11 protein-coding genes and 1 riboswitch are annotated in these 13,345 nt (G+C 34.4%); of the genes, 8 read left to right on the top strand and 3 right to left on the bottom strand.

Features of this window, described 5'->3' with window-relative positions; all coding sequences use genetic code 11:
• Positions 1-142 precede the first annotated feature (142 nt).
• Positions 143-1,027: a LysR family transcriptional regulator gene (locus tag JV528_RS02965; protein ID WP_000691839.1), complete on the bottom strand. Its 885-nt coding sequence runs from the start codon at positions 1,025-1,027 to the stop codon at positions 143-145.
• A 159-nt stretch (positions 1,028-1,186) separates the two neighbouring features.
• Here JV528_RS02965 and hutU point away from each other — a divergent pair, with 159 nt between their 5' ends.
• The 7 genes from hutU (at position 1,187) to JV528_RS02930 (ending at position 9,748) form a co-directional block, all read left to right on the top strand.
• Entirely contained in the window at positions 1,187-2,848 is a 1,662-nt protein-coding gene (gene hutU, locus JV528_RS02960; protein WP_001226816.1) for a urocanate hydratase, read from the top strand.
• Positions 2,848-4,086 carry an imidazolonepropionase gene (gene hutI, locus JV528_RS02955; protein WP_000998761.1) on the top strand — a complete coding sequence of 413 codons (1,239 nt, stop codon included), beginning with the start codon at positions 2,848-2,850 and terminating at the stop codon, positions 4,084-4,086. The genes hutU and hutI overlap by 1 nt, the downstream gene beginning before the upstream one ends.
• Positions 4,087-4,363: 277 nt before the next feature.
• On the top strand, positions 4,364-5,485 hold the full coding sequence (locus JV528_RS02950; RefSeq protein ID WP_204177266.1) for a M20 peptidase aminoacylase family protein: 1,122 nt from the start codon (positions 4,364-4,366) through the stop codon (positions 5,483-5,485).
• A 110-nt stretch (positions 5,486-5,595) separates the two neighbouring features.
• Positions 5,596-6,477, top strand: a complete 882-nt coding sequence (locus JV528_RS02945; protein WP_000730049.1) for an SDR family oxidoreductase — start codon at positions 5,596-5,598, stop codon at positions 6,475-6,477.
• Between the two features lie 486 nt (positions 6,478-6,963).
• Positions 6,964-7,536, top strand: a complete 573-nt coding sequence (locus tag JV528_RS02940; protein ID WP_001185197.1) for a hypothetical protein — start codon at positions 6,964-6,966, stop codon at positions 7,534-7,536.
• Between the two features lie 52 nt (positions 7,537-7,588).
• A riboswitch (SAM riboswitch) is annotated at positions 7,589-7,684 on the top strand.
• 76 nt (positions 7,685-7,760) lie between these two features.
• Positions 7,761-9,056 (top strand): Na+/H+ antiporter NhaC family protein, encoded by a 1,296-nt coding sequence (locus tag JV528_RS02935; protein WP_000451824.1) that lies wholly within the window; start codon positions 7,761-7,763, stop codon positions 9,054-9,056.
• Positions 9,057-9,241: 185 nt separating this feature from the next.
• A complete protein-coding gene (locus JV528_RS02930; protein ID WP_001051556.1) occupies positions 9,242-9,748 on the top strand; it encodes an SRPBCC family protein in 507 nt (168 codons plus the stop codon).
• A 57-nt stretch (positions 9,749-9,805) separates the two neighbouring features.
• Here JV528_RS02930 and JV528_RS02925 read toward each other — a convergent pair whose 3' ends face one another.
• The gene (locus JV528_RS02925) at positions 9,806-10,570 is read right to left on the bottom strand and encodes a MurR/RpiR family transcriptional regulator (protein WP_000477989.1); all 765 of its coding nucleotides are present in this window, start codon (positions 10,568-10,570) and stop codon (positions 9,806-9,808) included.
• 329 nt (positions 10,571-10,899) lie between these two features.
• Between JV528_RS02925 and JV528_RS02920 the strand changes: the two genes are divergently transcribed.
• Positions 10,900-12,504, top strand: a complete 1,605-nt coding sequence (locus tag JV528_RS02920) for an alpha-glucoside-specific PTS transporter subunit IIBC (RefSeq protein ID WP_065315887.1) — start codon at positions 10,900-10,902, stop codon at positions 12,502-12,504.
• A 66-nt stretch (positions 12,505-12,570) separates the two neighbouring features.
• On the opposite strand, the gene JV528_RS02915 is transcribed toward JV528_RS02920, so the two are convergent.
• The gene (locus JV528_RS02915; RefSeq protein ID WP_204177262.1) at positions 12,571-13,101 is read right to left on the bottom strand and encodes a hypothetical protein; all 531 of its coding nucleotides are present in this window, start codon (positions 13,099-13,101) and stop codon (positions 12,571-12,573) included.
• Positions 13,102-13,345 lie beyond the last annotated feature (244 nt).

Below are 13,345 nucleotides of genomic sequence, written 5' to 3'. Positions count from 1 at the left end.
TAAGAGGCTCTAATAACTTAAGTTAAAGGCAAAAGGTATACAGTTGACTGAGCAACTGCATAAGAGGCTCTAATAACTTAAGTTAAAGGCAAAAGGTATACAGTTGACTACGCAACTGCATAAGAGGCTCTAATTACTTAAGTTAAAGAGCCTCTAAAAGTCCATATAAATAATCTTGGCATTGTTGTACGAATGTATGTACTTGTTCGGAGTGTTTACGCTTTTTATGATAATTGATATAAATTTTTCGGCCTAAGTTTGGACGAATTTTTTTATATTCTAAATTGGACGTGTGAAATGATTGGTAATAAAATCTCGGAATGATAGCGTAACCTAAGCCAAGATGAACAAATCCAACTGCTGATTCGAATCGATCTGTTTCTACAACGACATTTGGACGAATATTTCTTCTATTAAAATAGTCATCTAAGTGTTTGCGCACTTGAGAATTTTTGTTTGGCAATATGAGTGGCAAATTTTCAACATCTACCCAATTTTGATTTTTAAATGTTTCTTTAGGTGCTAATAAAATGTAAGATTCCTCATATAAAGGAATGGATCTTATATCTTCGTGGGTTATTTTTTCATTTGTTATAGCTAAATGAATATTAAAATTCAGTAATTGCTCTATAGATTGATGTTTATCATGTATTTCATATAAACGATATTGCTGTTCAGGGTAGTCGGAATGGTGCTTTCGAATTAAATTCGCAATCCATTGATTCGTAGATTCAAGAGTCCCAATTTTTATCCTTGGTTCTGATGTAACGCTTAAATCATACATTTTTTCCATCGTAGATCGATATTGTTGAACTAATTCGCTCGCATAACGATAAAACTGTATTCCTTTTTCGGTAATCTTGATGTCTTTTGTTGAACGTGTAAATAAGTCATAACCTAAATCTGCTTCCATTTTTTTAATCGTAGCAGTTAAAGATGGCTGGCTAATATGTAAAAATTGTGCAGCTTTAGTAAAACTATTATATTTCACGATAGCCAAGAAATATTCTAACTGAATAATTTTCATGTGTTTTGCTCCTTTTATTTATAGATTCAAGCTATGGATAATTAGTTTATTTATATTTGTTGGCTATATTTTAACATACTATAATGAGTATTGAAGATAATAATGTAAGCGTTTTAAATTTAGTGGAATTAACTTCTAAAAAGAACAGGAGCGAATTTTATGAGAAAAATTCAAGCAAAAAAAGGTTTGAGTATTGATTGTAAAGGTTGGGAACAAGAAGCAGTACTTAGAATGTTATACAACAATTTAGACCCAGAAGTTGCTGAAAGACCAGAAGATTTAGTTGTTTATGGTGGTATTGGAAAAGCAGCTCGTAATTGGGAAGCTTTTGAAGCAATAGAGAAAACGTTACGAGAATTAGAATCAGATGAGACAATGTTAGTACAATCAGGAAAGCCAGTTGCTGTATTTAAAACACATGAAGAAGCGCCACGTGTATTAATTTCAAATTCAGTATTAGTACCTGAATGGGCAAACTGGGATCATTTTAATGAATTAGATAAAAAAGGTTTAATCATGTATGGGCAGATGACAGCCGGTAGTTGGATATATATTGGTTCTCAAGGTATTGTGCAAGGTACTTATGAGACATTTGCCGAGCTAGGTAATCAACACTTTAATGGAGATTTAGCAGGCACTGTTACACTGACAGCAGGTTTAGGTGGTATGGGTGGTGCGCAACCGTTAGCAATTACTATGAATCATGGGGTAGCAATTTGCGTGGATGTTGATGAAACACGTGTTGATAAGCGAATTGATACGAAATACTGTGATGTTAAAACAGCTGATTTAGATGAAGCATTAAAATTAGCAGAAGAGGCGAAAGAACGTGGAGAAGGATTATCAATCGGGTTAGTTGGAAATGCTGTAGACATCCATCAAGCGATTCTAGAAAAAGGATTTAAAATTGACATTATTACTGACCAAACAAGTGCACATGATCCGCTAAATGGATATGTGCCACAAGGATACTCTGTAGAAGAAGCGAAAGTATTGCGTGAAAAAGATCCGAAAAAATATGTTGAACTGTCACAAGCTTCAATGGCAAAGCATGTTGAATTAATGCTTGAATTCCAAAAACGTGGCGCTGTAGCATTTGATTATGGTAACAATATTCGTCAAGTAGCCTTCAATAACGGAGTGAAAAATGCTTTTGACTTCCCAGGTTTTGTACCAGCTTACATTAGACCATTATTCTGTGAAGGTAAAGGGCCATTCCGCTTTGCTGCGTTGAGTGGTGATCCAAAAGATATCGAGCGTGCGGATGAAGAAATGCGCAAACTTTTCCCAGAAAATGAAAAGTTATTAAGATGGCTTGATTTAGCTGAAGAAAAAATTTCATATCAAGGACTACCATCACGTATTGCTTGGTTAGGCTATGGAGAAAGAGCGAAAATGGGCTTAGCTTTAAATCGTCTTGTACGTGACGGTGAAATTTCAGCACCAATTGTTATTGGACGAGACCATTTAGATGCTGGTTCAGTTGCTAGTCCTAACCGTGAAACAGAAAGTATGAAAGATGGTAGTGACGCGGTTGGTGATTGGGCTGTATTGAATGCACTAATTAACACAGCTGCAGGTGGTTCATGGATTTCATTCCATCATGGTGGCGGTGTTGGCATGGGATATTCACTTCATGCGGGTATGGTTGTTGTAGCAGATGGATCAGAGCGTGCTGAAAGAAGATTGGAACGCGTATTGACTACTGATCCAGGTATGGGTGTTGCCCGACATGTTGATGCTGGCTATGACATCGCTATTCAAACAGCTAAAGAAAAAGGTATTCATATTCCAATGATTGATAAAGCAGGTGATAAGTAATGAATGATTTAATAATTAATCATATAGCAGAATTAATTTTACCGAGATCAACAGATAAACCTTTGAAGGGTAAGGAATTAGATGAATTAAATGTTGTGAAAAATGGAACAGTTGTCATTAAAGATGGCAAAATTGTATATGCTGGACAACATACAGATGACTACGATGCGACTGAGACGATTGATGCTAGTGGAAAAGTAGTTTCTCCGGCATTAGTAGATGCTCATACCCATTTAACATTTGGTGGATCTCGAGAACATGAGATGTCATTAAAACGTCAAGGTAAGTCTTACCTTGAAATATTAGAAATGGGTGGTGGCATATTATCTACCGTTAATGCTACTAGAGAAACATCCGAAGATGACTTGTTTAAAAAAGCAGAGCATGATTTGCTTACTATGATTAAACACGGCGTGCTTGCAGTTGAAAGTAAGAGTGGTTATGGATTAGATAGAGAAAATGAACTGAAGCAATTGAAAGTGTCTAATCGTTTAGCTGAGAAATATGATTTAGACATGAAACATACTTTCCTAGGGCCTCATGCTGTACCTAAAGAGGCAAGTTCAAATGAGGCATTTTTAGAAGAAATGATTGCGTTACTTCCAGAAGTAAAACAATATGCAGATTTTGCGGATATTTTCTGTGAAACAGGTGTATTTACAATAGAACAATCGCAACATTATATGCAAAAAGCCAAAGAAGCAGGTTTTAAAGTGAAAATACATGCGGATGAAATTGATCCGTTAGGCGGACTGGAATTAGCAATTGATGAACAAGCAATATCAGCAGACCACTTAGTAGCTTCTAGTGATAAAGGAAAAGAAAAGTTGCGAAATAGTGATACTGTAGCTGTCCTCTTACCTGCAACGACGTTCTATTTAGGTAAAGAAGATTATGCAGATGCAAGAGGCATGCTAGACAATAACGGTGCGATTGCATTAGCAACTGATTATAACCCTGGTAGTAGTGTCACAAACAACTTACAACTTGTTATGGCGATTGCAGCCTTGAAATTAAAGCTATCACCTAATGAAGTTTGGAATGCTGTTACGGTCAATGCTGCTAAAGCAATAGACATTAACGCGGGTACAATTAACACAGGTGATAAGGCTAATTTAGTAATTTGGGACGCACCAAATCATGAATATATTCCATACCATTTTGGTATCAATCACGCAGAAAAAGTTATTAAAGACGGTAAGGTCATCGTAGATAACACATTATCTTTTAAAGCATAAAATAATTAGAAAGCTCTAAGCATTGATTTACACTAATGTTTAGAGCTTTTTTGTGATTTGTGAAAACAAGTTTATCCGAGAACATGTTTTTGTATAGATTCTTAGTTATAAAAGTTAGAATAGTTTGACAATAGTGTTACGATATTATTAAACAATTGTCTATCATTAGCGAAAGTAATTAACAAGAGTACATTGTTGTGAAATCATCGTTTAATAGTCAAAGGCGATCATCGTAGGGTAGACAACATATTATTGACTTAAGGAAGGAGAATGACCGATGGGATTAAAAGATCAAGTTGTTGCCTGGAGAAGGTATTTTCATCAATTTCCAGAACTATCCGATAAAGAATTTAAGACTACACAAAAAATTAAAGATATTTTAACAGAACATCATATTAGAATATTAGACTTACCACTTGCGACTGGGCTTGTTTCTGAAGTGGGACAAGGACCGAGTTGTATAGCTGTTCGGGCTGACATTGATGCTTTACCGATTCAAGAGCTTGTTGAACAGGATTTTAAATCTGAAAATGAAGGTGTTATGCATGCGTGTGGTCATGATATTCACATGGCTAGTATTTTGGCTACGGCTGTAAAGTTAAAAGAAATTGAGGGCACTCTTACTGGGCGTGTTAAATTCATTTTTCAACCAGCAGAAGAACTAGGATATGGCGCTTTTAAAATTATTGAAACACATGCATTAAAAGATGTACAAGCGGTATTAGGTTTTCATAATGACCCATCGCGTCCGGTAGGTACATTTGCAATCAAAACAGGGGCAATTACATCAGCAGTAGATCGTTTTGAGTTTCATATTAAAGGCGTGGGTGGTCATGCTGCAAAGCCAGAACAATGTAACGATCCAGTTATTGTGTTGGCGCAATTGATTAATAGTATTCAATCCATAGTTAGTAGAAACCTATCTGCGTTTCATGAAGCGGTAGTAACAATTGGGCAAATATCATGTGGTAATACTTGGAATGTCATTGCTGATCATGCGTATGTACAAGGCACAGTGCGTAGTTTTGATCCTGTGGTGCGAAAGCTTGTAGAAACACGATTACAAGATATTGCGGACGGATTAGCTCAAGCATATAATATGAAAATTAATTTAAATTATACACATTTACCTGGCGCTGTGATGAATGATGAGGCATTGACGCATAAAGCAATAGCAGTAGCCCAACATGTTGGATATAAGGTGGAAATGATGGAACAGCCGCTTACGATTGGAGAAGATTTTTCAGGTTATAGTCAACATTTTCCAAGTGTATTTGCGTTAATTGGTTCTCATAGTGAATATGATTTACATCATCCTCAATATAAACCGGATGAAAGGATTCTTGAAAAAGTACCTGAGTATTTTGTTGAATTTGTAAAAAGACTATTGCATGAGTAATTCGAGCTTGTTTTTATAAAGAAGAAAGTAATTTTTAGTGTAATCATGATTAAGTTCCTAGGAAGATTGGGTAAATAATAACCATTAAGCGAATAAGGAGATGTTAAAAAATGGCAGCTCAAGATCCTAGAACAAAATTTAAAACAACGGATTATGAAAAACAAGAACAAGAGGTACCGGGTTTACAATCTGAAATGACGCCAGCACCTGATTGTGGCGAAACGTCTTACCAAGGTCATCAACGCTTACAAGGCTATAAAATGTTAGTTACAGGTGGTGACTCAGCAATAGGGCGTGCAGCAGCAATTGCGTATGCTAAAGAAGGTGCAGATGTAGCGATTAACTATCTTCCGAGTGAAGAACAAGATGCACAAGAAGTACGCCAAGTGATTGAAGAAAGTGGCCAAAAGGCAGTGTTAATTCCTGGTGATATAAGAGATGAGCAGTTCAACTATGACCTTGTTGAACAAGCATATCAACAATTAGGTGGCTTAGATAATGTTACTTTAGTTGCTGGACATCAACAGTATCATGATGATATTCATGGATTTACAACTGAGGCATTTACAGAAACATTTGAAACGAATGTCTATCCGCTATTTTGGACAGTTCAAAAAGCATTGGAATATTTAAAACCGGGTGCGTCAATTACGACGACATCATCTGTACAAGGTTATAATCCTAGTCCTATTCTTCATGATTATGCCGCTTCAAAAGCAGCAATTATTTCATTAACTAAAAGTTTTTCAGAAGAATTAGGACCAAAAGGAATTAGAGTGAACTGTGTAGCGCCTGGTCCATTCTGGTCACCATTACAAATTTCTGGTGGACAACCTCAAAGTAAAATCCCAACATTTGGTCAAAAAACACCTTTAGGTCGTGCAGGTCAACCTGTTGAGTTATGTGGAACTTATGTGCTATTAGCGTCAGAAGAATCAAGTTATACAACTGGACAAGTGTTCGGTGTTAGCGGTGGAGTGCAAATAGATTAGGTTTGTATGAAGCTTTTAATTGAACAACATAATATTAATTTAGCTACTTCAATCAAGTAAATTAAAATGAATTAGTGAAGTTTATTTTAAATAGTCGGTAAAGGTGTGTATCTTTATCGGCTTATTTTAATACCCTGTCATAAGGAGCGTTTGCTCAGGGTGTGGATTATAAGTTTTAAGCAGAATAAACTTTCTTAATGAGGATGTCAGGACAACAACGAAAAAGTTAAAAACTGTTGCGGGATTGGGTTTAGGGACGGTTAGTGGAAGAAAGTTCAATTCATTAACAAGTGAAATGGCTAAGGTTAGATATTAGACGCCAGAACGGACAAAGAATAATGGGATATGTTTTCAATTATATAGCGAAGTATTTATATGATAAGATGATGTAAATTACATAGAAACGCTGCCCGTAGAAGTACTGATCATAGAAATGCTGATAAACGTAAATTTGCAAACTCGATATTAAACAAAGGTGTTGTTATTATGGCATTAATAGTATCTAGAGCTATATTATTTTTGATTTTAGCATTAGCTTTTGGAATAGCGACTGTTTTTCCTGAACAAAAGTTGCCATTATATATAGTATTCACACTGTTTGTAGTGGTTGCGATTGTTTCGAATGTATGGCTTACACATCAAAACGTTAAAAAGAATATCATTAAGTTTAACAAACGTGTTGCTTACTTTTTGGGTGTGCTCTCAGGAGTATTCTACATTGGAATCGTTATTTATGGAGCAACTATTATAGGTTACTATAATTTTATATCATTTATTATATTTGCAATAAGTATCGTATCGATTACAATATTAGAAATTGTACTGGGTATTAATTTTAAAAATACGCGTCCATCAAACAAACAGCTAAAAGTTATTTCTGAACAAAGCGCACAGCAATTTAAAGTCATATCATTAATATTAGTAAGTGTGTCTATCGTGTTCATTTTTATTGCATTAATGCTTAAATGGTGGCTTTTACTTGTTATTAGCATTATTGTTTTGATTATTATTACAGTAGCAATGATTGTTTATGAAAAATATTATACGACTCCTGATTAATTTATGATTGACGTACTAAGGATTATCTTGTAACGTAAACGTAAATAAGCATCACTTATCTAGAGAGGTGGAGGGACTGGCCCTATGAAGCCTCGGCAACATCTCGAATGTGCCAATTCCAGTAACCGTAATGGTTTGAAGATAAGCAGGTAAAGCACATGGAAACCTCTTTCTTCATCGTTTGTGAGAAAGAGGTATTTTTAATTGGAAAGCAGGTAAAAAGGATGGAAGTACATAAAAAGAGCAATGCTTGGGCATTATTCCCCTTGTTATTATTTGTGGCGTTGTTTTTAGGCGTAGGTATTATCACAGGTGATTTTACTTCAATACCATTAAATGTTGCAATTACGATAACGGTAATTGTGGCGTTATTAATGAATCGAAAAGAATCATTTGCTAAAAAAGTTGAGGTCTTCACGAAAGGTGCAGGCCATTCAAACATTATTTTAATGATGTTGATTTTTATTTTAGCAGGTGTATTTTCAAATACAGCTGAAAAAATGGGTGGCGTAAAGTCGACAGTTAATTTAGGACTATCATTAATCCCAGAAAATTTAATTATTGTAGGATTGTTTGTGATTTGTATGTTTGTTTCTATATCTATGGGAACGTCAGTAGGGACTGTTGCTGCAATAGCACCTGTTGGTTACGGATTTGCACAAGCGACAGATGTACCAACTGCACTAGCAATGGCTACAGTTGTTGGAGGTGCAATGTTCGGCGATAATCTATCAATGATTTCAGATACAACAATTGCTGCGGTTAGAACACAACATACGAAAATGAAAGATAAATTCAGAGTAAACTTTAAAATTGTATTGCCAGGTGCTATTTTAACGATTATTATTCTGTATTTCTTAACGAATGGCATTTCTTTAAATCATGCTAAAAACTATGATTACAATCTAATTAAAGTTGTACCGTATATTTTAGTATTGGTATTAGCATTATTAGGTGTAAATGTCATTATCGTATTGATTGGCGGAACATTATTAGCCGGAATCATTGGTCTCATAGATGGTTCATTCGGTTGGATGGGGCTACTAGATGCAGTGTCCAAAGGTATTATAAGCATGGAAGATATTGCTATGATTGCGTTGCTAATTGGTGGTTTAGTCGGTATTATTCAACACAATGGTGGTATTGAATGGTTGTTGCAATTTGTTCGCTCTAAAGTGAAATCAAAGCGTGGCGCAGAATTAGGAATTGCGAGTTTGGTAAGTGTCGCAGATATTGCCACGGCAAACAACACCATCTCTATTATTATGTCAGGTCCTTTAGCTAAAAATATTGCAGATGAATATGATGTAGATTCAAGGAAATCAGCAAGTATTCTTGATATATTTGGAGGCTGCTTCCAAGGTTTATTACCATATAGCCCGCAAGTCATTTCAGCGGCTGGTGTAGCTGGTATTTCACCGTTAATGTTATTCCCATACAGCATTTATCCTATATTATTAGGTGTATGCGGACTTATTGCGATTTTATTTAATTTTCCAAAGCTAAAAAAAGAACACTAGTCAAGAAATGAAACATTAATGCTTAACAATATATCGATCTAGCCAAGTAAGGTGGCTTGTTATATTAACAGATCATGTTGTACTCACCGTATAACGCTAATCTTTTAAAAATGATGATCATCTATGTTTGGAACTGAGCAAAAATACGTTAAAATAAAAGTAAGAGCGAAAGTGGGTGGACAACAGTGGCAAAATTTAATGTAGAGAATGAACATGTCGAAGTTGAAATTGAAAAGCTTTATAAATTTTCTCCAGAGTTAGTATACGAAGCTTGGACAAAGAAAGATTTGTTGAAACAATGGTTTATGACATCAGCCAGAACGAATAAAGAGATTGAAGCGGATGTTAAAGAAGGCGGTAAATATCGTATTGTAGATCAACAACGTAATGGCAAAGTAAATGTGATTGAAGGTATTTATGAATCTTTAGTTATGGATGAATACGTTAAGATGACTATCGGTATGCCTGGACTAAGTGAAACACAAGATGTCATTGAGGTAGAATTTTTTGAACGTGAAACAGGTGGCACCCAAATGCTATTTTATTATCGTTCATTAGTTGAAAAAGAAAGACGATTTACTAATTTAGAATACAAGCAAAAGAAAAAAGAATATCATGATGCCATGGTGCATGGTTTCGAATTGATGTTTGATAAGATGTACCACGTTATCGAAACATCAACACAACAATAAAATGATAAAAGGAAGTTATGATAGGCTCAAGGCCATTAAATCATAACTTCCTTTTTTCTAGTTTGAAATATCATTATGTAGTAAATACTCATTATATTTTCTTACAAGTGTTTCAAAGAATATATGATAACTGATGAAGCTAGAATAGTCTGTACCATCAGTTAAGTAGAATGTGTTACTGGATACATAGACGTTGTAATTTGCTTTTTGAGCAAGGGTATTATCTTTCATTGTAGTAACAGAAATAAAGTATTTTTGTCTAAGTTGAAGCAAGTTTGTTACTTCTAATAATTCATGTGTTTCACCTGATAATGAAATAATAAAGAATAAATCATTAGGTTCACTCTTGTTCAAAATCATTTTAAGTTCATGTTCATCATGAAGTACAATGACATGATTATGTAACGTTAACAATATACGCTGTGCCTCTGAAGCAACGTTTAACTGTGCACGCCCTGTACCATACAAATATATTGTTGAAGCTGTATGCATTTTTTCAGTAAGAAGCTGGTAATCAACGCGTTCTAAATAACTGAATGTACTATCGATTTCTTGTTTGAAACTATCGATAGAGTTAGATGGTAATTGGTGTGTCTTATTACTTTCAAATTTAAGGTACGATTTAAAATCACTATAACCGTCAAAACCTAATTTGCGTGTAAATCTGTGAATGGTTGCATTCGAGGCATGTGTGAATTGCGCTAAATCTTGTATTTTCATATTTTTACATTCATCTATATGTGTATTGATAAAGTGAGCGATATGTAAATCATTGTCATTAAGTTTATCAAAGTTTCGATTAATGTGTTCATCTAAAAACATATTCAACCTCCTTGAAAATAAATGTGTGATAGATCGTTATTACATTAAAACCTTGTATGTCATTATATATATTTGTGTATTGATATAGGTTTGATTATGTGTTTAAAACGAATGTATTACAAATACAACGATGTCATATATAAGGTCGTGAAAAAATTTTCACTATATGAAAAGATAATCTAATTATACAAAATACTTTCAAAATACGTCAATGTCGTTGTAGGTGTGTAAGCGTTTACTATATATTATATTTAAATAGTAAGACATCTATTTATAAATGAATCTAATTAGATGTATTGTTAGGAAAGATGATATGGAGGGAATAGAAGATGAATGCGATAAAGCGTTTCGGTAGTGCAATGATTGTACCAGTATTAATGTTCGCTTTCTTTGGGATAGTGCTTGGCTTTGCGACATTATTTAAAAATCCTACAATCATGGGGAGTTTAGCAGATCAACATACGTTTTGGTTTAAATTTTGGTCAGTGATAGAATCTGGTGGCTGGGTTATTTTTACGCATATGGAAGTTGTATTTGTTGTAGGTTTACCACTTTCTTTAGCTAAAAAAGCACCAGGTCATGCAGCACTTGCAGCATTGATGGGTTACTTAATGTTTAATACATTTATAAATGCCATTTTAACGCAATGGCCACATACGTTTGGCGCTAATTTAGAAAAAGGCGTTGAAAATGTACCTGGTTTAAAATCAATTGCAGGTATTGCCACATTGGATACGAATATTCTAGGTGGTATTATTATTTCAGCTATTATTACTTGGATTCACAATAGATACTATAGTAAACGATTACCAGAAATGGTTGGTGTATTCCAAGGTTTAACATTTGTGGTTACAATCTCATTTTTTGTGATGTTACCATTAGCAGCAATTACTTGTGTTATTTGGCCAACTGTTCAGCACGGTATTGGCTCAATGCAACACTTTATCATTGCTTCAGGCTATATCGGTGTATGGTTGTATCACTTCTTAGAACGTGTATTAATACCGACAGGATTACATCACTTTATTTATGCACCAATTGAAGTTGGACCAGTAGTAGTCAATCACGGCTTGAAAGCTGAATGGTTACAACATTTAAATGAGTTTGCTAAGAGTACTAAGCCATTAAAAGAGCAATTCCCTTATGGCTTTATGCTTCAAGGAAATGGGAAAGTATTTGGATGTTTAGGTATTGCCTTAGCAATGTATGCTACGACACCTAAAGAAAATCGTAAAAAGGTGGCGGCACTACTTATTCCTGCCACATTAACAGCAGTCGTTGTAGGTATTACTGAGCCATTAGAATTTACATTCTTATTCATCGCGCCATACTTATTTGTTTTACATGCAGTTTTAGCAGCATCAATGGATACTTTAATGTACGCATTTGGTGTTGTAGGAAATATGGGTGGTGGTTTGTTAGACTTTATTTCAACAAACTGGTTACCACTTGGGAAAGAACATTGGGGCACTTATGTAGCACAAGTTGTTATAGGCTTAATATTTGTAGCGATTTACTTCTTCTTATTCAGATTCTTAATTTTGAAATTTGATATTCCATTACCTGGACGTAAGAAAACAGAAGAGGAAGTTAAATTATTTTCTAAGCAAGATTACAAAAATAAAAAAGGTGATAGCGAAGATTCTAAACGTGCTTCAACTGGTAATGAATACGAAGACAAAGCTGCGTATTACCTAGACGGTTTAGGCGGTAAAGAAAATATCAAAGATGTTACTAACTGTACAACAAGATTACGCTTAACTGTTTATGATGAAAGTAAAGTTGCGGATACGGAATATTTCACGCATCAACAAATGGCACACGGATTAGTAAAGAGTGGTAAGAGTATCCAAGTTGTAGTAGGTATGACAGTACCACAAGTTCGTGAAGCATTTGAACAAATGGTTGAGGATCAATCGTCCGAAGTTAAATAATACAAAAAAAAGACACATCACTATACGCAATCATTGTAAATGATCATCGTATAGATGTGTCTTTTATTATGATATTCGAGCTTTGCTCATAGATGACGATCTATAATTGGCAGATAGAATGTCGATATTTCTAGTTGCAATCGTATGTAACAATATAGCGAATATTTCTGGCGTACATATAATATGCGCATGAGACTTATTCAACGTATAAGTGATATCAGTGTGATTTTGGAACATATTCATAATATCGATAACTTTGTCTTTAATGAAAGCATCTTGCAAGCCATCAATATTGATATCGAAACGCTTTGCAGATTGATATAAATTATCAGAATCAAGTAATTCATTTATTTTCTTTGGTGAAAGTACTTGGAAAATACTATACTGATGAAAACTTAAAAATGAAATGAAGTATGGAAGTTGTTGCTTTGGTAAGCTAATTTCTAATACATACTGATTAAACTGTTTGTTTATTGAGAATTGCAACGCATCACAAAATTGTACACTTTTGCATAACTTACTTAATTTTTTTCTAGTAGTACGGTCATTTAAACCGGCGATGTTGATGATGTATGTTTCGAATTTATCAATTAACATGTGAGGACCTCCCGAGGAATACATGGCATTAAATACACGTTTAATATTTATAAAGGTGACTTAATTTAGTTCAAGTTGATTTTACCACGCTTTTTTTCTTTATTCACTAAGACTTTTGAATGAAGTTTAAAATAATTGTTTATCAGAGATAAAATATTTGCAAGAAGAAGAGAATGGCCAAATAATCTTAATTTTCAGAAAAGTAATTGTAACCTTACTGGTCTTATGGTAATATTTTTCAATA

The sequence above is a fragment of the Staphylococcus sp. GDB20D11A genome, assembly GCF_016893255.1.
Lineage (GTDB): Bacteria > Bacillota > Bacilli > Staphylococcales > Staphylococcaceae > Staphylococcus > Staphylococcus aureus.
The sequence above is the reverse complement of the archived record's forward strand: the minus strand, read 5'-3'. Positions and strand labels throughout refer to the sequence as shown.